Genomic DNA, 19,898 nt, shown 5'->3' on the forward strand with positions numbered 1-19,898 from the left:
CGCGGGGTGGAGCAGCCCGGTAGCTCGTCAGGCTCATAACCTGAAGGTCGCAGGTTCAAATCCTGCCCCCGCAACCACCTTTACCGAACTTCGGTACTGACCGAGAACAGCCGCCCCACCAGGGGCGGCTTTCTTCGTTTCCAGGCCCAGTTCGATCATGTTGGCGATGTCGCCGATCAGCTCGATCTCGAAGCCCTTGCCCTCGGTCGGACGCACCTCGATCCGCTCGATCAGGGAGCGTATGATCTCGATGGCCTCTGTGCTGCTGGCCGGGTCCGCCAGCGCGTCGTGAAGGCTGGTGACCTTGGCGCGGTAGATTTCCGCAAGGTTGGGATGGAGGCGTGGCTGGGAAGCGTGTGGTTCGGACAGGCGGCGCTCCAGGTCTGCCTGCCGCCGCTCCAATTCCTCCAGCTGCCCCTTGAGGCCCGGCGTCCGCAGGCCGTCGGCGATGGCGTCGTACAGGCCGCGCAGGCGGCGGCTGACCTGGGCATGGTCGCGCTCCACCAGCACCCTTCCGGATTCGGCCTCGGCCCGCATCTTGTTGGTCTCGGCGATGAAGGCGGACGAGAACTCCTTAACCAGCTCTGGGGCCATCAGCCGGGTTTTCAAAGCGTCCAGAATTAGCGTCTCGATCACATTGCGGCGGATGCCCCTGCCGTTGTCGCAGGTGCCCTTGTTGCGGGCGGCGCTACAGGCGAGGTAGTCCTGGCCGATGGTGGCGAGCGCGCCGCCGCAGCAACCGCAATACGCCTTCCCAGTCAGCAGGTGCTTGGGGCGACGGTCCTTCCAGAACTCCCGCTCACGAGCCTTCTGAGAGCGGTCGGACGCACGGATGCCGTCAAGGCGGGCCTGAGCGCGATCCCACAAGTCCTGATCGACAATGCGCAGGTGGGGAACGTCGGCGTACTTCCATTCCGATGGCGGGTTGGGGCGCGACACCCGCTTGCAGGTGGCGGGGTCTTTGATATACCGCTGCCGGTTCCAGATCATGACGCCGATATAGAACTGGTTGCGCAAGATGCCGGTGCCGCGCCCTTGGTGGCCCCGGATGGTGGTATCCTGCCACGCCCCGCCATCAGGACCGAGAATGCCTTCGGCGTTGAGCGCCTTGGCGATGGCGCGGGGCGAATGACCGGAGACGAACAACATGAAGATGCGGATGACGATGGAGGCTTGGGCGGGATCAATGGCCCGGTCGCCTCGTATCGGTTCGCCGCGAGCGTCCAACTGATGAACCACCCGATAGCCAAAAGCCTTGCCGCCCGCTGACTTGCCCTGGCTGACGCGGCCCTCCAGGCCCCGATGGGTTTTGTCCCCCAGGTCTTTGAGGAACAGGGCGTTCATGGTGCCCTTGAATCCGATCTGGAGTTCGGTGATCGGTCCTTCCGAGGTGGTAAAGAGTTGGACCCCGGCGAAGGTCAGCTGCTTGTAAATACCGGCGATGTGCTCCTGATCACGGGAGACGCGGTCCAGGGCCTCGGCCACCACCATGTCGATCCGGCCATCCCGCACGGCGGCCATCAAATTCATGAGGCCGGGGCGGTTGTTGTTGGCCCCGCTGATGGCATAGTCGGTGAACACATCGACGACCGTGCCGCCCATACGCTCGATGTGGGCGGTACAGACCCGCACCTGATCGTCGATGCTGGCCTCGCGCTGCATGTCGGTGCTGAAACGGGCGTAGATGGCGATGCGGGTAGACGTGGCCGAAGCCGAAACCAAGGACATGATGACCTCACTGTACGCCGAGACCACTGGCCCAGGCTGTTACTATGAGGCCCCTTTCCATCCTTGGAACTTGGGGCCGAACCGACCTAGAAAATAGGTTCCATGCCCTCCTTGGCACTTGGAACCATCGTCAGAAATTGCGCCTTCCCTGACGTTCCGTCAAGTAGCGGGTCGCCGCGAGCTTCTGAGCCATGGAGGATCGGGGGAGGCGAGGGACGGATTCACCGAGCAGGCCCGAGGTGATGATGTCTGCGGCCTCCCTGGTGTGAGCCTGGATATAGTGGGTCTCTGTGGTGGTCATGTTCGAGTGGCCGAGCAGGATTGCCGCCAGCCATATGTACTCGGGATCAAGCAAGGCCAATGACGTGGCAGCGCAATCACGAAACAGGTGGGGGTTGACGCTCCGTCCAAAGGCGAACCGAGTCCGGCGTACAATGGCCTGCTGCATCCCACTCTCGGTCAGGGCGACCTGGTGATGGCCCGAAATCCACAAATGCCCCATATCCTTAGCCGCCCCAAGCAAGACCGGCCTGTACACGGAGAGGTAACGGTGAAGCGCCCCTTCGAGGGAGAAAGGAACCGGCACTTCGATTGGCCGCTTCCCCTTGGTTTCGTGGGCCGTGAACTTCAAGTGCCAGCCATCATCCTCTTCGAGGAGGTGCTGCCCGATAATGATACTGGAAAAGTTTGCGATACGAAGGGGCCTGAGTGCCAGCAGGCTGATCGCGAACCCGTCCCGGAACAAGATCGGGGCAGTGCTGGGGGCGCGCTCTGCTGCAATCGAATCGGCCTTGTTCATCATGCCGATTCCGAGGTTGAACAGTTCCTGGACGCTCTTCAACCTCCCCAGCTTGTCACGCACAGGAACAGCATGACGGCGGATGCGCTTTTCGATCTTGTGCAGCCAGTTCCAGTCACCGGCCATATCCATAGCCATCATCGTCAGCGCCAACTCACCGACCCGAATCGCCACCGTGATACCGCTATTGCCGTCCTGCCGCAGTGCACGAGCAAAATCTTCGACGTGGGCCTTATCGAGATACTCGGTGATTGCCATCCCAGGGGACAGCAAGCCTTGCTGGTTGAGCCACGACAGCCAAAGGCCGAAGCCGATTTCAGCCATGGCCCGAGAAGCCTGCCGCAACATGCTGGCAGGCCCACCGGGATCGAGGAAATCGCCGGGTTCACATGCTGAATGCCAGGCTGCTTGAGCCGCCTTATGCCATGCGGTGATCGGCAACGGTGTGTGCCAGGATTTCCCATCCATGGCCTTTACTCCTTGCTGGGAGAGGGGCGAGAGGAAGTCGTGCTCTTGCCGAGTACAGATTCATCGACGTGGCGCAAGGTATGGGCGACCTCCGGCCCCGTGTAATACCTCATGGCGGTATTCACATTGCGATGGCCGAGCGCACGGGCGATGACGTGATATTCGCCGGGATTTTTCTTGAGGTGCTCGACCGCCACGAAGTGACGAAACAGGTGCATGTGCATGCGAATGCCAATCCTTTTCCCGATCAGCTTGCGCAGAACCTGGCCGAACGAACAGGGATTATGAGGAGCTCCGCTGCTGGTGGGGAACAACCAAAGCGTTTTTCCGGAAAAAATGACGTCGCGATGATTCTTGAGATACGTCTCCAGAATTGCGATGGTGCGGGGGTGCAGATCGTACTGGAGCGGATAGCTGTTCTTGAGTGCCAGCTTGTTGATCTGGACGTGCTTTTCCTTACCCACCGTGGACCAAGTGAAATGCTGTTCGGGCCTGAGATCGGCAATATCGGCCTCCCGCATGCGGGTCATCAGGAACAACTCGATAGCCAATGCACGCTGCGCGAGGTAGGCCGCGCCGCGAGGATTGGTCAGGCGGAGATTTTCCGCATCGGCCATCAGTTCAGCCGGTAAGGCTATCAATGCGGTCTTGGTCTCCGGATTGTCGAACTGCTTCAGGAGGGTGCGGTTCTTTTCCGTCATCGTGCTATTGCCGGGGTCCAACTGCTTGCAGATGCCATTCACGGCAGCCATGACCGTGTCGCGCAATTCCTGGGATTCGAGCTTAGCCCAGGTGCGGCAGACAGTGCGGACCTTGCACGCAATCTGATGAATTTGACGGGTGGTCTTGGCTTTCGGATCGGTTGCGCTGACGATCAGCTTTTTCTTCATCGTGGCACGTTTGACGAAAAAACGAAGGCCCGTACGAAACATATCGATATCGGCCAGCACATTCAGGGAGGTCAGAGACTCCAACGGAACTCCCTGATGAACCAAAGCTGAGAAGAACTGCCTGATCTGGAACTCGGTGCGATCCGGCTGCTTCCTCCTGGCGGTCACATTCTCTTCCTCGGAGATGCCGACAAACAAGGACGATGCATCTTCGGACTTACGGCTTGCAAAATAAGCGGACACATCACGCTGGAGGCTTTCGGGAAACTTGTTCCACGGCATCGTGTAGCAATCGCGGCGGTACGGCACGGTCAGTGCAATGTCGGGCCAGCCGACGATATGACGGTGCGCCCTGTTCCAGACGTAGATCGTTTCGCGGACCGTCTTGTTCGTGTCCTTGAAGATGCCCGCCTCTTCGAGGGACTGACGGAAACGTTCGATCATCACATCTCCGACTTGGTCGAGGACGTAGCCGTTGGCCGACAGGAAGCGGAAGAAGCGGGACAGCGCGAAACGCCAGTGCCCCTTATCGGCGAGGAGTTCCCACAAAGCCTGGCAATCGGGAGACAACGGCACGGTGCTGCGGCCTGCGAAGACGTCGGGGCCGGCCTCGGCCAAGGCGACTTTCAACAGGCTCAGGATATTCTTCCAGCGGCGCGGCTTGAGCGCAGTCAGGCCCGGATTGATCTCTTTTACCATGCGTACCAGCGGGCCAGGGACGGCAGCCACCTGGGTGGGGGCCTTGTGCAGGCAATCGCAGATGACCCGCAATGCCGAACAGATGTCCTTCTGGCGCTGGAGCGGCATGTCGGTCTTGTCACTGAAGTGCTGGATCAGATCGGCAACGGTAGGCGTTCCGAAGATGTTATTCGCAGTCATATTTTGATCTCCTGATGGACGATAGTGGTAAGAATCGTGGTGTTTGACGGTGGTTGGCTGTTGTTGATGTACAGGGTGGGAAAATAGTGAAAACGGGTTGGTGCAATTCTTGCCCAAGAGAAACTCGGCGGTTTCACTACTCACGGAAACTTGGTGAAATCAGAGGAATTGGGGGGCTTTGACATTCATTGGCGCTACTGCAAGCGGCGACGGATGGCCAGGAACTCAGCGACATCATTGTCGTTGATCCAGAAGCGGCGTTTGATCTGGTACGCTCGCAACTCATGAGCGTTGATCCAGTTCCGGATGGTGCGCGGAGTAACGCCGAACTGAACCGCGACATCAGTGACGGAGCGCAGATTCAAATCTGCTGCGTCACGGGGGTGGTACGGCTCGGACGGCACGGTAGGTGCTGTCTCCGGGGAGGGGGTGTCGCGCTTTCCCACGACGATACGAATCGGCATTGTTGACACTCCTTTGTCTTCAAATTCGCTAGTTCTCGTGAGAACTCAGCTGCTTGGCGGAACTCCTCCCAAGCAACCTGGCTAAGGCGATGAGTGCCGAATCGCCCGGAGTCCGTGCCACACTTGTGCCGTTGGCATGGGTGTTCCTGGAGCAGGCGATAGCCTCTCCGCTCGCACGGCATTCACGCTCCGTGGAGCTGGCAAGAATCGGGTTGGTGGGCTGTCCCATGGCACATCGCTTTGAGATGCGCCGATCCATGACGAGACAGCGCACAGTTAATACTGTGTTCGCTGCTCAATCGAACATGGCCGGGTATCGTCCGGCTGCCGGATGTGGATTTGGGAGTGTCGCTTAGGACACGAGGAAATTAGCGTCGTTAGCGGAAATTTTCCATGGGAATGTTCTGGATTTGCACGGTAAATGCTGCTTTTCACTAAATGTAGCGATTTCTTCAGCGTTTTAAGGCGACATATGCCGGTATTGTGCCGTGAGAGGAGGGGAGATGCTCCCCTCCTCAGCAGGTCTATGGAATTTCAACGTACATTTCTGGTCGCTGCCATTCGGCGGGACCGAGGCCGATCCATTCGACGGTGCCGTCATGGACAAGCATAGCGAAGATGCCATGGCGGATGATGTGTGGCCCGAGCCGGGTCTTCACATGCGCCTTTGCCATCCTGGCGATCATCGCTCTGGCATCGGGCATGCCGAGCTTGGCCGCCGAGGCTACGGCCTGGTCGGAAACGCCGAACTCCCGGAAGCCACGCTCGGTCATATCTGGCCTCCGTCGATGAGGCTGCTGGTCGCGATTTCCAAGGTGATCAGCTTGGTTCCCTGGGGAATGGCGGCATCTAACAGACGACGGGCAGCCAGTCGGGCCAAATCCAAGTCACTGGCCTCGACCGCTTCGACCACGTGGCCATGCACCGGGCCATCGGGGGCGACCTCCCAGTGAAACAGGCTGACCCGCCACGGCCCTTCCGGATTCTTAGGCTTCAGGTTTTTGATAAACGATGGCTTCGGCTTATTCATCGCGATCTCCTTTTGCTCAATTGGTTGAGGTGCTGATGTCGTGACTGGTCGCGGGAGCCAGGGACTCCTGCGGCAATGACGCATCGGGCATGGCCGCTTCCAGCAGCCCGGTCCGGATGGTGTGGAGGAGAGGCAGTTCGGCCTCCACCAACTTGATGAAGTCCGAGATGGCATCGACTGGAAAGCCGATTGAGGCGCAGTCGGCCTCGATGCCCTGGCGCTCGATGGCCTCGGAATGCCGCCAGTGCAGTTTGGGATTCACCATTCCGCCCTCGGCAAAGAACACCCCATAGCTTGCGGCCTTGGCCCAGGATTTCTCCGGAAGCAGTTCCTTCAAGACCGACCGGATAGGAGGGTGGGAAAAGGCGAAGCTCGCAATCGCCGTCTTGCCCATCCGACTGAACAGGTCCACCGCGCACAGCGGAACATCGCCCCACGTGGGCATGGGGATGATCCGATCCTCCACGGCGTTCTCCTGCCCCATCACCAGAACCAGCAACGGAAACAGGATGAACATGGGTTCGCGGACCTTTCGGAGCGCCATGGCGGCGGCCTCCAGCACCGCCTCGGGAACTCCAAGCTTGCGGTAGGCGGCGAACAGGGCGGGCAGATCGCCGGGGCCAACCCGACGATTGGGCCAGAGGTCAACTCCCGAGGCATGCCAAACGGCGGTGGCCCTCTCCCCCAGCGGCACCGAGGAGTCCATCATCAAGCCGAGGACATGGGGGATCGACCATGTGCGCAGCAGGCTATTGAGCGGACGAAGCCCAGGGTCGTTTGCGGCGGCGCTTGCCAGCCCCTCGGCGGAGCGGCTCTTGTTGGCGGCGGCGAGCATGCGGGCGACCGCCACCACCATGGTCTGGTCATCGCCCATTACCCTCCGCCATTTGGCGCTGGTGGCCGCCGTTGCCGCCAGCACGGCGTCTACACTGCCCAACCCCACATCTTCATAGGCGATAATCAGCAGCCGCTGCCAGACGGCGGCACGCTCTATCCGCCAGAAGGTTAAGGCGGCCCGTCCGGCGAGATCAATTGCGCCTCGCCGGATGAGCTTCTGCAAAGCCGAACGAATGAGCCAGCCATCGGCAACGGCGAGTGGGATCGGGTGCTCCGTTGGGAGATATGCCCCGATCAGCGAATGTGAGTTGCTCATACGTTCCTCCCGCTGCTCGGGACCAAGGGACGGCCCTGGGCCTTGAGCCTTCGCTCCATCACCACCTTCCGCTCGATCAGCCAGGTGCTCGGATCGGCATTGATGACGATGGTTGCGCTGTTACGGGTCACGTAATCCTTGAGGTCGTTGCGGCGGACGATGACCTGGACGCCAGGGATGATCTCGGTCGGCTCCTCCATGCCGATCCGGCATGACCAGTCCTTGTCCGGAATACCCAATGCCTTCAGGTCGCAGCGTTCTCCGTGGGTGCCGATCCTGATGCGGGCCTCCTGGCTGCCGGGATATGTGGACCGCACCCTGATTTCGAGGACCGCTGCCAAGCCGCCGATATGGGTCAGGTAGATCGGCTGGTTGCGGCTGGCCTGCAACGACAGGCCGGAATTGAAGTTTGATGCCATTTGAATCTCCGTTAGTATTTGTTTGCATAAATACTGTAACTATATGATTTATGTTTTATATGTATAAGTTTGCGGCCATTTGAAATAGATATGTTGAGTATTGTTGTTTGTGGCTTACAATAATTTTGCCGTTACTGAGCTGTAGCTGCTGGGCGTGTTGCCAGTGACAGGGCGGCTCCCCGTGCCACGGTGCAGGCAATTGCACCATGGCTCCCTCGAATGCAGAAATCGGGTTGGCGAAGCGCGCTGGAGCAGGAGCCGTCCCCAATCGTCGATTGGGGCTTTATCGCCTTTGCGACTGCGGTTAGGCTTACCGGCGAAAGCAGACGCGCTGCTTTTGGGGCTTAGAACACCCCGGCTATAGCGGTATGGCGCTAACCGGAATCAGCGCCGCACTCCTTGACCTCTTTGGTCGGGGAGCCTGCGGCGTATGTCCAGGTCTCACGACTAAAGGCCGTAGGAGTCGACTATAGCCGGCTGTTCTACTCCCCGATCTCCAGGGTCTGGAGGTCACAACCACCTTGCGGGGGCGCACCGCAAGCTCTGGTTCCGGGGAGAAGTGGGTGGTGGCACTCGAAAATTCCGTACCTAGGCGAGGCCGTTTCTATGACGGCAAGGCATTGGTCGTATCTGGTCTCACAGGTAGGCCGTCCGTTAGCAGCTTGGACCTTGTACTCAAGCGGCATGACACCACCGACGCCTACAAGGAGGACCTGCTCCAGCACATCGTTGACACGGCCCCGGAGGTGCTGCCGCTCGCTGAGATTGACCGAGGCTTTGTCGGTGCCCGCTCGATCTGTCGGGAGCTTCCATTCAGCCTCGACCTGCAAAGAGCAAAGCGCCTCGACAACCTTCTGATCACCCCCGATGGCGGCATTGTGCTGGTTGAATGCAAGCTGATCCGCAACAACGAGGCCAAGATCGCCGTGGTCTCCCAATTGCTCGGCTATCTGACCGATATTTCCAAGTGGCGCTATTCCGACCTCGAACAGGCTGTGAAGGCGGTTCGGGCAGAAATGAAGTGCGAGGATTCATCGCTCTACGAACTGGCCAATGCCGGTTCAGTCGGTCTGGATGAAATCGAGTTCAGCGAAATCGTCGATCTCAACCTGCGCCGAGGTCGAATGCTGGCGCTGATTGTGGGCGATGGCGTGTCAGACCGGGTTCAAGATATTGCCGAGTTTCTGTCTGGCAAAGCCACCACGCCCTTCACGTTGGGCTTGGTTAAACTGGACATCTTTCGGATGCCGGGAAACGACGATTCCGGCTATCTGGTTCTGCCCCAGGTCCAGGTTCGGACCCAGGTCTATGAAATCCCCGTTCGGGTGCTCCAGGGGGGAATCGTCGCCGAAATCACGAATACCGAGAATGACAAGACCGCCCTTAGCCCGCAGAAAATTCGAGCCACCACGAGCGAGCAGGGCATTCTTGATGCGCTGAAAGCCTCTGCACCAGACCATGTTGATGCGGTAAGCAACTTCATCTCCGATTGCAAGAACCTCGGATGCGAGATCAAATCATCACCCAAGTCGTTTTCCATCTGTGCCATTGATCCTCTTGGGAATCCCTGGAACCTTGCCCGCTTCCATTTCAACGGCAAGGTCTTGGTTGATAGTTTGGCGGCTCAGGACCGAGCCGCTGGAACCGATATTGGCAAGTCATACCAGTATGCAGTCGCCGCCCTCATCCCCGGTGGGAGGGTCAAAACCACCCCCAAGACCCCAAACTGGGCAACGGTGGTGAATGCGAATGGAGGCGACCTCCAGATTGCCGACATGATGGCAATCAAGGAGAGATGGCTCGACCTCATTGCCGCAACCGCTGAAGCAATCAGGTCGGTCGGCTTGGGGGATGGCTCGTTGGCGCAATAGGGAGGGCGGATTGGGTTACATCTTCTACGATACCGAGACCACCGGCCTGGATGCCGGGTTCGGTCAGATTCTCCAGTTCGCCGCCCTGGTCACCGATGACGACCTCAACGTGGTCGAAGAGGTGAACCTCCGCTGTCGGCTCCAAACCCATGTGCTTCCTACCCCTGGGGCACTGGTGATCACTGGCATTCGTCCCACCGAGATCGAACAGGCTCCCCTGTCCCATTACGAGATGATCCGGGCCATCCGGGAACTGATCGAACGGCACGCGCCCAGCGCCGTGGTTGGTTTCAACAGCTTGGGTTATGACGAGGCCATGCTGCGGCAGGCGTTCTATCAGACCCTGAATCCGGTCTACCTCACCAACACCGGCGGCAACACCCGGATGGACATGCTGCGGGTTGCCCATGCGGTTTCCCAATATGCCCCCGATGTGCTGGTGGTGCCGACGACTGCCGAGGGGCGGCCCACCTTCAAGCTCGCCTTGCTTGCCGCCGCCAACGGGTTGCTGCATGACCGTGCCCATGACGCCATGTCAGATTCCCTGGCCACCCTCGAACTGGCGCGTCTAGTCAGGAACAAGGCTCCCGCCGTGTGGGACGCCATGCGGCAGATGCGCAGCAAGCAGGCTGCCGGGGATTTCATCGCCCGCAATGACCTGTTCTGGTTCACCGACATGGCGTTCGGCACCCCGACCATCCTGGCGGCCAAGATCGCCACCAATCCCGACAACCCCTCCGAGGTCGCTGTGTTCGATCTGGGGCATGATCCCGCTTCCTATCTGGATATGGCCTGCGAATCGGTCCAGGGGTTGTTGAAGGCATCACCACGGCGGGTCCGGATCGTAAAGCTCAACAGCCAGCCGATCCTGATGCCGCTGTCCATGCCCCCCGCTTCTGGCGGTGACGCTGACATCGTACTTGCGCATCAACGGTCCCAGTTGATTGCCGATCATCCGGCGTTCCGGCAAGCCGTGGCGAAATCCCTCGCCCTTCGTTATCCCGAGCGTGATCCCGCCACCTATGTCGAACAGCGGATTTACGATGGATTCCCCAGCAGGGCCGATGCCAACCTGATGGAGCGGTTCCATAGCATTCCCTGGTCGGAGCGCCCCGCCGTTGTTGCCCGCCTCGCCGACGAGCGCATTCGGGAACTGGGCGAACGCCTGATCTATCTCGAAGCCCCAGAGGTTCTGTCCGCCGATGCTCGGTCGAAATTTGATGACTGGCGGCGGAGCCGCCTGACCTCGGACACGGCTGCCCCATGGTTCGGCCTTGCCGCAGCCTGGGAAGACCTGGCGAGGCAGAGGACCAAACTGGGCGAGGAAAGCGGCGAGCAGTTGGCTGAGATTGAGGGTTATCTCAACCGCGTGTCCCAGGAAATTGCTGATGGCGCAGGGCAATCCCGCTTCGTCTGGACGCCAGGGGATGTGACGGTGTCTTTGGCTGAGCGGTCGGGAACGGAGGACGGGACCAGCAACGAGATGTTCTACCTGGATGAGAACGGACAGAAGCAGGATCGTGAGCTGTGCGAGGAACTGCTGGGGGACGACGTGATGGACCCCAACTTCGATTTTTCTGATCCCGAGGTGGTGGCATATTGGAATCGGGTATGGGCTGAAGAGCCCCCGGAGGGGGAGTGATTTGCATTTGGCGGGGAGCTGATAGACGCCGACCAAACCAGAGGGATAGGGACGTGAGCGGGATGAAAGATCAGCGGCGCGGCTCGATGCTTCGGGATCGTTTGACCGAAGGATCACCATGACGCGGGATCGTAATGGCATAGCAGCAGACTTTCATGCTGACGCGACTGGGATTCCGAAAGAAGTGGGAGCCTATGTGCTGCTGATCCATCTGCGGGACAATTTGGTGGTGAAACTGGTGGGACGGCCTGAGGCCACCCTGGCCCCTGGGCATTACTTGTATTGTGGCAGCGCCCATGGTCCCGGCGGCATCAAGGCCCGCGTGGGGCGGCACATGCAGCGGGAGAAGGCAATCCGGTGGCATGTGGACCGGCTTACAACCAAAGGCACGGTGCTGGGTGCCTGGGTATTCCCCGGTGGGGACGAGTGCGAGCTGGTGGCCATGTTGACGGGGTTGCCGGTGCCGATTCCGGGGTTCGGTTCAAGCGACTGTGAGACCTGCTCCAGTCACCTGTTGGAATGGCCTCTGGGTGTGGCGTTGCCGTTCAATAGCCGGTCAAACTGATGGACCGCAGACATCGCTGTCCTCACGTTCTGTGGCGATCAAGGCACAGGTCAAGCTGCTTAGCGCATCAGGAAGCCAACGCCTTGGCCATTGCCAGAACCTGTTCTCGAACCTTGGGATCGGCGATGGTGAAATAAGCCCGGACCAATTCGAGGGTTTCCCGCTTCGTCATTGGGTTCTCGTCAGGGGCATTAGCGGATTTTGTGACGTTGCCCCTAATCACCTCGACTGGCGATGCCGCCTGTGCGGTCGCAGAAATCTCCTCGAAAAAATAGCCAACCCGCACATCCAGAACACGGGATAGATCGAACAGCCTGGAGGCTCCGACCCGATTGGCCCCGCGTTCGTATTTCTGCACCTGCTGGAAGGTCAGTCCCAGACATTCGCCGAGCTTTTCCTGGCTCATGCCCAGCAGGGTACGACGAAGCCGAATGCGGGCACCAACATGGACATCAATGGGATTGGCGCTGCCATCTGCCAACCGGCCACGGGTGGAGCGCCCCGCCTTCTTGGCAGGCTTAGGGGTAGTCGTGGGCTTGGTGCTCTTACGTGGCGGCATACTGAACGCCTCCTTATTCATCAGATGGCTGATTTGGGCCGACGATTCTTCCGCGTATAGCCAAGGCCAGCCGCTTTAGCGAGTTCGGATCGGCGTGCTGCATATTCCGGGGCGACCATTGGGTAATCCCTGGCCAAGGACCACCTAGCCCGATACTCGTCGGCGGTCAGTCCGTGGCTGGTCTGGAGGTGTCGCTTCAACATCTTCTGGTGATCACCACATTCCAGACAGACGATATGGTCGGGGGTCACCGACCGCTTCACCGAAACGGCAGGTTGCTGCTGTTCAGCCGGGACTGAGGCCGGGGCTTCCGTGCCAACCAAGGTCGAATAAACCGACTTAATCAGGTTGGGGATTTCCGAGGCCGCCAAGGGGTTGCCACCCAGGTAGGCAGCGACGATCTTCGTGGTCAGCACCTTCACATCATCGGCCATTGATGGTGTCCTTGAGGCTCTTTCCGGCGGTGAATTTGGCAGACTTGCTTGCGGGAATGACAAGGGTTTCGCCAGTACGTGGATTTCGGCCAGTGCGATGAGGGCGTGATGCAACTGAGAAAGACCCGAAGCCGACCAGACGCACATCATCACCGGCCTTCATCGCAGCGGTGATGGCTTCGAAGACAGCGTCGATGGCACTCCCTGCGTCGGCTTTGGTCATGTTGGCACCATCGGCGACGGCATTAATTAATTCGGACTTGTTCATTCTCCCCTCCCTACCAAACAAAAACGGAATGACGAACAGGCATCATTTATCAAACGGATTTACTCAGATGTCGGCAAGGTAAACAGGAAAGTCGAGCCGCCTGAAGGTGATTGCTCAACCCAAATCTCGCCGCCATGCCGCTCGACAATCTTCTTGCAGACAGAAAGACCGATCCCGGTTCCCTCGTATACCTCTCGGGTATGAAGCCGCTGGAACAACAGGAAAATTCGGTCGAAGTATTCTGGTGCGATTCCGATGCCATTATCCTGGACAGAGAAGACGGCCTTCCCGTCGTTAGTTCGTGCCATCACGGCGATGTGGGGCCTTACCCCCTCTTGCCGGTATTTGATGGCATTCCCAATTATGTTCTGGAAAAGCCGGTCTAACTGGTGACCGTCCCCAACCACCGTGAGCGATGCATCCACATTGACGACGACGTGTGCATCACACTCGGCAATGGCTGTCCCAAGATTCTTCACGGCATGAGAAATGGCATCGTCGATCCGCATCGGAACCAGTGGTTCTCCCTGTCTATCAATTCTGGAGAATGCAAGCAGGTCCAGAACCATCGCATCCATTCGCCGGGCACCGTCGCGGACGAAGCCAATAAATTCATGCCCATCTGCGTCGAAGTGATGTCCGTAGCGGCGTTCAATCAAATCAACATAGCTGCTGATCATACGGAGCGGCTCACGAAGATCATGGGATGCGACGTAAGCAAATTGCTCAAGTTCGGCGTTGGATGCCGCCAAATCCTTGCAGGCAATTTCCAGCTTTTCTTCACTCTGCCGTCTGGCTGTAATGTCAAAGCAATAGCCTACATATCCGAGAAATTCGCCTGACTGATTTAGAATCGGAATACCATAATCCGCGATCCAACCGTATTCACTACAGGCACGCTTGATGCGGTATTCCATGTCGAACGGCTGACGAAGTGCAAAGGCATCAAGATAGATTTTCAGGCAGCGATCAAAATCATCGGGATGGACACCTTCCGTCCATCCATCCCCCATCTCCTGCTCCATTGTCCTGCCGGTATAAGCAAGCCAAGCAGGGTTAAACCAATTGCATTTGGCATCAAGACCGGCACGCCAGATCAGAATCGGGGCTGCTTTTAGGAGTTCGAGATCAGGCCAACCTGTGTTTGCAACAATCATGGCCGCCCTCCATCTCCATTGCCCTCAAGTCATCTGCGATTCCATATGCCCGTAAGGCTGTCGTGTTGGGCGAGGTCAGACTGCTTTCAAACAGCTTATCAGGGAATACCAGTAGCCGTCTGAACAAGCCATTGCAGGCGATCATTTCCAGGTTTTGATCGAACAGCGTTACACCGCACGGAAGGTGGTCGATGATCGACTGGATGATGTGGCGGCATTTTGGAGAACTGGCGAGCATCAACAAGCCGCGAATGTCGCTGCGTTCAATTTGCTGGCTGGTCCAGTTATCAGTCATTTCGGATTTCAGCCAATCCTAACTTCGGCAAAAATTCTATCAAAAGTATGGTGGAGCTATGTCCATGAGGTCAATCCTATGTGCCAACAGATTCCCCACTTGTTACAAGTCGTCGCAACTCCAGTTCCGATATGGCTCGGTTGCCGATGTCTCCGTTCTTGCTGGCGGTAGCAATTTCCTGAAAGATTGCCATGAATTATAGATAAGGAGGGGAGGCGATCCAATGCTGTGCCCGTTTTGCGGCCAGGACGATACCCAGGTGAAGGATTCACGCCCGACCGAAGACAATGCGGCCATTCGTCGCCGCCGAGCTTGTCCAGGGTGTGGATCACGGTTCTGGTTGCCGCTGAATTTCCCGATGACCACCTTGAAGGCAAGCTCGACCTCCACGAGTTAATGGTGAAGTGCTCGGCGGCGACGTTCTTCTGCAAGGCCGATGGCGACAGCATGACCGGTGCGGGAACCCATCGGGCCCTCAAGGATAAGCTTGCCGTTTAAAATGCCAAAAATATTACATTTTCGTGACATTATCAAATCTTGAGTGTTGCGGTCGCCTTGATAAAAAGAATGTGTTCTTGTACATCTACGGCTAGAGGCGATGATGATCCAAAATTACAGGGCCGGATATTAATGGTTTGTTGGGGGTTATTTTAAAAAAGAGACGCTAAATAATTAATTTTATCAAAATTACGGGTTTGGGTTTTGGTCAGAAGTGAATGTATTGATGTGCGAGGCTGAGCTACATGGATGTAAAAGTTGATAGTAAGCCGCATGTGATTGGAATTGGGGCCTCTGCCGGAGGATTGGAGGCTCTTAGCCAGTTTGTAGGGGGGCTTCCCCTGGACCTTGGCTGCGTTTACGTCGTCGCCCAGCACATGTCGCCTACGCATCGCAGCATGATGGCGGACATTCTGTCTCGTGAGACCCGGCTGCCGGTTCGTGAACTCGCCGATGGCGAACGCCCCCAACCCGACGTCATATACATCATCCCACCCGGTACAAATTTGGTTTTCAAGGACGAGTGTTTCGTCCTTAGCCAAGCGTCTCCTGAAATCTCCCCAAAGCCCTCGATCAATATACTGTTCCAGTCCATGGCCGACGAGTATGAGGAACGGGCCATCGGAATTATCCTTTCCGGCACCGGATCAGACGGAACGAGGGGATTGAGGGCAATCAAGTCGGCAGGGGGTATTGCCTTTGTCCAAATCCCCGAGACCGCTAAATATGACGGCATGCCGCGTTCGGCTATCGATGCCTGTGTGGCTGATCGTATTGTATCACCAGACCAGATTGGGCGCGAGTTAGAGCGTTTGGTGCGTTTCCCTGGCATGTTGCCGAATCTCGAGAGTGGTGAACAGCGGCCAGCTGAATTGTCAGACCTGTTTGAGCGGGTTCGACTGCGCACTAAGATTGACTTTTCCAGCTACAAACTGTCCACGGTCCAGAGACGTTTACAGCGAAGGATGGCTGCTACCAATACCGGAACCCTCGCTGAATATTTGAGCAAGACTGATAGCGATCCCGACGAACTCGATGCTCTGGCCAAAGAAACGTTAATTTCCGTGACAGAGTTCTTTCGGGACAAGGATGCCTTTCGCGCCTTGGAGAGGCATGCCCGAGAGATTGTCAGCCGTAAACTTCCTGGTGAAGAAATCCGAGTTTGGGTGGTCGGGTGCGCCACTGGTGAGGAAGCCTATTCGCTGGCAATCATGTTTTCGGAATTAATTTCTGAGAGAGGAATTGGAAGTCGTCTCCAAGTTTTTGCGACAGACATTGATAACAACGCGTTGAGCGTTTCCCGGCGGGGTATCTATAACCAGACTGCCATGGCGGAAATGCCCCAGGAATATGTTTCAAAGTATTTTATTCCCTGTGGCAACGGATTTGAACCGACCAAGGAGCTGCGAGACTGCGTCACCTTCGCACGTCAGGACGTCAACGTTGACCCGCCGTTCCTGCGGCTGGATTTGGTCACATGCCGCAACGTGATGATCTATTTCAACTCCGATCTCCAAGCCAAGGTTTTATCGATCCTGCGATATTCGCTTCGTGAAGATGGCCTGCTGTTTCTTGGTCGCTCTGAAACAGTTACACAGCAAGAAGCTATGTTTGCGTCAGTTGATCGACGGGCCAGAATATTTCGTCCACGGGGACAGAGCCGTCCCATCACCATGGGAAAGCTGGTGAGGGGCCAGCTAAAAGTCCCAAAACTAGAGCCAAGAAATCCGGACAGATCGAATGAGCGGGTTTTTCTGAATGCCCTTGCAGACCATTTTGGACCGGCAATGCTGATTGATTCAGGTTGCCGGATATTGCATAGCCACGGACCTGTTTCTCGATTTATCCATTTTCCGACGGGAACGCCGGAAATGAATCTCGCCCAATTAATAGTGCCTGAGTTTTCCAATGAAATCCTAACCACGATGCATCGCGCTCGTCGTCGTCAGGCTAGTTCCTATAGTCGGAAGCGACGGATTTCGTCTTTGGACAAACAGGTATGGCGGTTGGCGGTTCATCCCGTGGGAGAACTGGCTGAAGCAGACACTTTTTTGGTAGTTTTTGAACGTTCTGCACAAGCCGATGCCGCTAACGCCGTCAAGGAAACTGAGCCACAAGACGGTGCTGAAGTTTTTCCCGACGATGAGTTGGCATCGACACGAGAGCACCTCCAAACTTTGATGGAGGAAATGGCTGCCTCCAATGAGGAAATGCAGGCGCTTAATGAAGAAGTGCAGGCATCTAATGAGGAGTTGCAGGCATCCAATGAAGAGCTTGAGGCTTCCAATGAGGAGCTTCAGGCCACAAACGAAGAGCTGGTAAGTGTCAATGAGGAAAGTCTGATAAAGTCAGCCGAGCTTGCCGCGATTAATAGCGATTTTGAGGGTGTTTATAACACAATTGATTTTCCTATTATGGTGTTTGATCCTGAGCTTTTCCTGAAGAGGGCCAATGGTGCTGCAGTTAAGACCTATGACTTGCCACTCTCAGCAAGCGGAATGCATATAGGACGCCTCAAGCTACCAGCCTTCCTCGACAACATTGATAAGAGCCTCACTGCGGCTCTAACCGAGCAACGCAAGGAAAGTTTCCAAATCACGTTTGGAAAAAGGACATTTCAGGTGTTTGTCACGCCATCCATGAGCATGACAGGAACACCGCAGAGTGTCGTTCTAGTTGTTGTAGACCATACTGATCTTGTTGAGGCCCAGGAGCAAATACGCGAAAGCCAAGAGCGTCTTCTGTCCATCATGAACCACTCAACGTCTGCCGTTTCTCTAAAAGATGCGGCCGGTCGCTATGAATTTATAAATATGAGGTTTGAGGAGCTATTTGGTATCACTGCGGAAATCGTGATTGGCAAGACAGACCAGCAGCTCTTCAGTCGTGACATAGCCCAACTGCTGAGAAGTCGAGACCTCGAAGTGATGGGGCAGCTTTCCGCCATTCAGCATCTTGAGGAGATGGTGTTTCCCACGTCAAAGGTTTGGTTGGACTCTGTCCGTTTTCCCATCTTCGACTCCAACGGTGTGGTCCGTGCGGTTTGCTCTCAGTCGACCGACGTCACAATGAAACATCACGCGGAAGAGCAATTGCGGCTGGCCGCCAAGGTTTTTGATCGTGCTGGAGAGGCAATCACTATCACGGACAGCTCAGGCAATATCATAACCGTGAATGACTCGTTTTGCCGCATTACAGGATATAGCCATCAAGAGGTTATTGGTAAGAACCCACGTTTTCTGCAATCGGGGAAACACGGAAAAGACTTCTATGATGCCATGTGGCGTTCCCTGATTGAGCAGGGGTGTTGGCAAGGGGAAATCTTTAATCGCCGCAAGAATGGCGAAATTTATCCGGAATGGCTGACCGTAAATTCGGTTCGTGACGAAAACGGTTCAGTCGTCAATTACGTGGCCATTTTCAGCGATATTTCCGCGATCAAGAGTTCGCAGCGACGCATCGAATTTTTGGCAACTCATGATGAGTTGACCGGGATTCCTAATCGAAGCTTGTTGATGGATCGGTTGAAACACGCGGTGGCACAGGCCAAGCGGCAAAAAACCAAGCTGGCAGTCCTCTTCATTGATCTCGATAACTTCAAAGTGATCAATGACAGCCTGGGGCATGATGTGGGTGATCAGCTTCTGAAGCAGGCGACGGAGCGTCTTAAACATTGCGTAAGGGATTCTGATACGCTTGCAAGGTTGGGGGGAGATGAGTTTGTTGCTGTATTGACCGATGTAAGCCTCGAAAAGGTCAACTCCGTGGCAAGCCGCATCGTCGATTTTCTGGGAGCATCCTTCAGCATTAACGATAAAAGCCTGTTTGTCTCTGCCAGCATTGGAATCAGCGTCTTTCCCGATGACGGCGAAGATAGTCTTACCCTGCTGAAGCATGCAGACACTGCCATGTATCGCGCCAAGGAGCGGGGTAGGAACCAATATCAGTTTTTTGCCGATGAAATGAAGGTGATCGCTCTGCAACGCCTGACCCTGGAAACGGGGCTACGGTTGGCGCTTGAGACCAATAGCTTTCGCATGTGCTACCAGCCGCAGGTAGATATTCACACGGGAGAGGTGGTCGGTGCCGAGGCACTTCTGCGGTGGCGCGATCCCAACTTGGGTGAGGTGTCACCGGCCCATTTTATTCCAATCGCCGAAAGCTGCGGCCTGATTGGAGCAATCGGTGAATCCGTCTTTACCATGGTGCTGGATCAGATTTCCTATTGGCGAGAGAAGGGACTTACCGTTCCCCGTATTGCCATCAATGTGTCCGCCCACCAGCTTCGGGATGCAGGCTTCGCAGCTAAGGTCGGCTCTTGGCTTGATAATGCGGGAATTTCCTCCGAGCTCATTGGTATTGAGCTTACTGAAAGCGCCCTGATGGAACGAATAGACATGGTGAAGGAGATGCTGACCAGCTTCGACGGGATGGGGATGAAGGTGAGCATCGACGACTTTGGTACCGGCTATTCATCCCTGTCCTATTTGAAAAAGCTGCCTATCCATGAGCTTAAGATCGACCGCAGTTTTGTGGACGGCATCGCCCTAGAGCGGGACGACCGCTCCATCGCGAAGGCGATCATTGATATGTCCAGAGCATTAGGGATGCGAGTGGTGGCCGAAGGCGTCGAATCCGAGGACCAATTAGGGGTCTTGAAGGAGGAGGGGTGTGACATGGTTCAGGGTTATTTGTTCCATCGCCCCTTGTCGCCAGAGGCGTTTGCCAAGGTGATTGAGACTGGGGGGAAGTCCTCCCGCAAGCCACCCAAGAGGTAAT

At 56.7% G+C, this 19,898-nt stretch carries 19 protein-coding genes, 1 tRNA gene and 3 pseudogenes; 9 read left to right on the forward strand and 14 right to left on the reverse strand.

From position 1 onward, the window contains the following. Window positions 1–77 (forward strand) — tRNA-Met (locus CU669_RS19580). Between the two features lie 211 nt (window positions 78–288). Beyond that, a complete protein-coding gene (locus tag CU669_RS21900; protein WP_239988807.1) occupies window positions 289–624 on the forward strand; it encodes a hypothetical protein in 336 nt (111 codons plus the stop codon). Between the two features lie 39 nt (window positions 625–663). Here CU669_RS21900 and CU669_RS21905 read toward each other — a convergent pair. Next, window positions 664–1,149: pseudogene (locus tag CU669_RS21905) on the reverse strand (recombinase family protein); the annotation flags it as partial. On the opposite strand from CU669_RS21905, the gene CU669_RS21910 reads away from it, so the two are divergent. Beyond that, window positions 1,129–1,269, forward strand: coding sequence for a hypothetical protein (locus tag CU669_RS21910; RefSeq protein WP_239988808.1), 141 nt, complete (start codon window positions 1,129–1,131; stop codon window positions 1,267–1,269). The pseudogene CU669_RS21905 and the gene CU669_RS21910 sit on opposite strands and share 21 nt — an antisense overlap. A gap of 60 nt (window positions 1,270–1,329) precedes the next feature. Here CU669_RS21910 and CU669_RS21915 read toward each other — a convergent pair. The 8 genes and pseudogenes from CU669_RS21915 to CU669_RS19620 form a co-directional block, all read right to left on the reverse strand. Beyond that, window positions 1,330–1,728 (reverse strand): annotated as a pseudogene (locus tag CU669_RS21915) (recombinase family protein); the annotation flags it as partial. Window positions 1,729–1,858: 130 nt separating this feature from the next. Further along, window positions 1,859–2,995, reverse strand: coding sequence for a site-specific integrase (locus tag CU669_RS19590; protein ID WP_112147284.1), 1,137 nt, complete (start codon window positions 2,993–2,995; stop codon window positions 1,859–1,861). A 5-nt stretch (window positions 2,996–3,000) separates the two neighbouring features. Continuing rightward, window positions 3,001–4,764 (reverse strand): site-specific integrase, encoded by a 1,764-nt coding sequence (locus CU669_RS19595; protein ID WP_112147285.1) that lies wholly within the window; start codon window positions 4,762–4,764, stop codon window positions 3,001–3,003. A gap of 194 nt (window positions 4,765–4,958) precedes the next feature. After that, a complete protein-coding gene (locus tag CU669_RS19600; protein WP_112147286.1) occupies window positions 4,959–5,228 on the reverse strand; it encodes a helix-turn-helix domain-containing protein in 270 nt (89 codons plus the stop codon). Between the two features lie 524 nt (window positions 5,229–5,752). Further along, window positions 5,753–6,001 (reverse strand): hypothetical protein, encoded by a 249-nt coding sequence (locus CU669_RS19605; RefSeq protein WP_112147287.1) that lies wholly within the window; start codon window positions 5,999–6,001, stop codon window positions 5,753–5,755. Further along, entirely contained in the window at window positions 5,998–6,258 is a 261-nt protein-coding gene (locus CU669_RS19610) for a hypothetical protein (protein WP_112147288.1), read from the reverse strand. Before CU669_RS19610 ends, CU669_RS19605 begins: the two co-directional genes overlap by 4 nt. Window positions 6,259–6,274: 16 nt before the next feature. Further along, a complete protein-coding gene (locus CU669_RS19615; RefSeq protein WP_112147289.1) occupies window positions 6,275–7,411 on the reverse strand; it encodes a hypothetical protein in 1,137 nt (378 codons plus the stop codon). After that, the gene (locus CU669_RS19620) at window positions 7,408–7,830 is read right to left on the reverse strand and encodes a hypothetical protein (RefSeq protein WP_112147290.1); all 423 of its coding nucleotides are present in this window, start codon (window positions 7,828–7,830) and stop codon (window positions 7,408–7,410) included. Before CU669_RS19620 ends, CU669_RS19615 begins: the two co-directional genes overlap by 4 nt. 662 nt (window positions 7,831–8,492) lie before the next feature. Between CU669_RS19620 and CU669_RS19625 the strand changes: the two genes are divergently transcribed. The 3 genes from CU669_RS19625 to CU669_RS19635 all read left to right on the forward strand — a co-directional run bounded on the left by CU669_RS19625 (window position 8,493) and on the right by CU669_RS19635 (window position 11,908). Beyond that, a complete protein-coding gene (locus CU669_RS19625; protein WP_112147291.1) occupies window positions 8,493–9,701 on the forward strand; it encodes a PDDEXK family nuclease in 1,209 nt (402 codons plus the stop codon). A 10-nt stretch (window positions 9,702–9,711) separates the two neighbouring features. After that, a complete protein-coding gene (locus CU669_RS19630; RefSeq protein WP_161539742.1) occupies window positions 9,712–11,343 on the forward strand; it encodes an exonuclease domain-containing protein in 1,632 nt (543 codons plus the stop codon). Between the two features lie 118 nt (window positions 11,344–11,461). Then, complete coding sequence (locus CU669_RS19635) at window positions 11,462–11,908, forward strand: GIY-YIG nuclease family protein (RefSeq protein WP_112147293.1); 447 nt, start codon at window positions 11,462–11,464, stop codon at window positions 11,906–11,908. 67 nt (window positions 11,909–11,975) lie between these two features. Here the strand turns inward: CU669_RS19635 and CU669_RS19640 are convergent, their stop codons facing one another. The 5 genes from CU669_RS19640 to CU669_RS21600 are packed head-to-tail and all read right to left on the reverse strand — an operon-like array spanning window position 11,976 to window position 14,621. Further along, entirely contained in the window at window positions 11,976–12,467 is a 492-nt protein-coding gene (locus tag CU669_RS19640; RefSeq protein WP_239988809.1) for a helix-turn-helix domain-containing protein, read from the reverse strand. Window positions 12,468–12,487: 20 nt separating this feature from the next. Then, window positions 12,488–12,901 (reverse strand): MucR family transcriptional regulator, encoded by a 414-nt coding sequence (locus CU669_RS19645; protein ID WP_112147294.1) that lies wholly within the window; start codon window positions 12,899–12,901, stop codon window positions 12,488–12,490. Continuing rightward, window positions 12,891–13,169 carry an HU family DNA-binding protein gene (locus tag CU669_RS19650; RefSeq protein WP_112147295.1) on the reverse strand — a complete coding sequence of 93 codons (279 nt, stop codon included), beginning with the start codon at window positions 13,167–13,169 and terminating at the stop codon, window positions 12,891–12,893. The genes CU669_RS19645 and CU669_RS19650 overlap by 11 nt, the downstream gene beginning before the upstream one ends. A gap of 59 nt (window positions 13,170–13,228) precedes the next feature. After that, on the reverse strand, window positions 13,229–14,326 hold the full coding sequence (locus CU669_RS19655; RefSeq protein WP_112147296.1) for a sensor histidine kinase: 1,098 nt from the start codon (window positions 14,324–14,326) through the stop codon (window positions 13,229–13,231). Beyond that, on the reverse strand, window positions 14,298–14,621 hold the full coding sequence (locus CU669_RS21600) for a hypothetical protein (protein WP_192884640.1): 324 nt from the start codon (window positions 14,619–14,621) through the stop codon (window positions 14,298–14,300). The genes CU669_RS19655 and CU669_RS21600 overlap by 29 nt, the downstream gene beginning before the upstream one ends. 223 nt (window positions 14,622–14,844) lie before the next feature. Here CU669_RS21600 and CU669_RS21920 point away from each other — a divergent pair. From CU669_RS21920 to CU669_RS19675, 3 genes and pseudogenes are all read left to right on the forward strand, one after another. Then, window positions 14,845–14,958: pseudogene (locus CU669_RS21920) on the forward strand (NrdR family transcriptional regulator); the annotation flags it as partial. Next, the gene (locus tag CU669_RS19670) at window positions 14,943–15,119 is read left to right on the forward strand and encodes a LexA family protein (protein ID WP_239988810.1); all 177 of its coding nucleotides are present in this window, start codon (window positions 14,943–14,945) and stop codon (window positions 15,117–15,119) included. The pseudogene CU669_RS21920 and the gene CU669_RS19670, both read left to right, overlap by 16 nt. 245 nt (window positions 15,120–15,364) lie before the next feature. Beyond that, window positions 15,365–19,897 carry an EAL domain-containing protein gene (locus CU669_RS19675; protein ID WP_112147297.1) on the forward strand — a complete coding sequence of 1,511 codons (4,533 nt, stop codon included), beginning with the start codon at window positions 15,365–15,367 and terminating at the stop codon, window positions 19,895–19,897. The last annotated feature ends 1 nt before the right edge of the window (window position 19,898 follow it).

The organism is Paramagnetospirillum kuznetsovii (assembly GCF_003284725.1).
Taxonomy (GTDB): domain Bacteria; phylum Pseudomonadota; class Alphaproteobacteria; order Rhodospirillales; family Magnetospirillaceae; genus Phaeospirillum; species Phaeospirillum kuznetsovii.

Excerpts from the sequence above, each read along its gene's own strand:
- CU669_RS21910 (WP_239988808.1), top strand. The coding sequence starts at position 1,129 with ATGACCGGAGACGAACAACATGAAGATGCGGATGACGATGGAGGCTTG.
- CU669_RS19590 (WP_112147284.1), bottom strand. The coding sequence starts at position 2,995 with ATGGATGGGAAATCCTGGCACACACCGTTGCCGATCACCGCATGGCAT.
- CU669_RS19595 (WP_112147285.1), bottom strand. The coding sequence starts at position 4,764 with ATGACTGCGAATAACATCTTCGGAACGCCTACCGTTGCCGATCTGATC.
- CU669_RS19600 (WP_112147286.1), bottom strand. The coding sequence starts at position 5,228 with ATGCCGATTCGTATCGTCGTGGGAAAGCGCGACACCCCCTCCCCGGAG.
- CU669_RS19605 (WP_112147287.1), bottom strand. The coding sequence starts at position 6,001 with ATGACCGAGCGTGGCTTCCGGGAGTTCGGCGTTTCCGACCAGGCCGTA.
- CU669_RS19610 (WP_112147288.1), bottom strand. The coding sequence starts at position 6,258 with ATGAATAAGCCGAAGCCATCGTTTATCAAAAACCTGAAGCCTAAGAAT.
- CU669_RS19615 (WP_112147289.1), bottom strand. The coding sequence starts at position 7,411 with ATGAGCAACTCACATTCGCTGATCGGGGCATATCTCCCAACGGAGCAC.
- CU669_RS19620 (WP_112147290.1), bottom strand. The coding sequence starts at position 7,830 with ATGGCATCAAACTTCAATTCCGGCCTGTCGTTGCAGGCCAGCCGCAAC.
- CU669_RS19635 (WP_112147293.1), top strand. The coding sequence starts at position 11,462 with ATGACGCGGGATCGTAATGGCATAGCAGCAGACTTTCATGCTGACGCG.
- CU669_RS19640 (WP_239988809.1), bottom strand. The coding sequence starts at position 12,467 with ATGCCGCCACGTAAGAGCACCAAGCCCACGACTACCCCTAAGCCTGCC.
- CU669_RS19645 (WP_112147294.1), bottom strand. The coding sequence starts at position 12,901 with ATGGCCGATGATGTGAAGGTGCTGACCACGAAGATCGTCGCTGCCTAC.
- CU669_RS19650 (WP_112147295.1), bottom strand. The coding sequence starts at position 13,169 with ATGAACAAGTCCGAATTAATTAATGCCGTCGCCGATGGTGCCAACATG.
- CU669_RS19655 (WP_112147296.1), bottom strand. The coding sequence starts at position 14,326 with ATGATTGTTGCAAACACAGGTTGGCCTGATCTCGAACTCCTAAAAGCA.
- CU669_RS21600 (WP_192884640.1), bottom strand. The coding sequence starts at position 14,621 with ATGACTGATAACTGGACCAGCCAGCAAATTGAACGCAGCGACATTCGC.
- CU669_RS19675 (WP_112147297.1), top strand. The coding sequence starts at position 15,365 with ATGGATGTAAAAGTTGATAGTAAGCCGCATGTGATTGGAATTGGGGCC.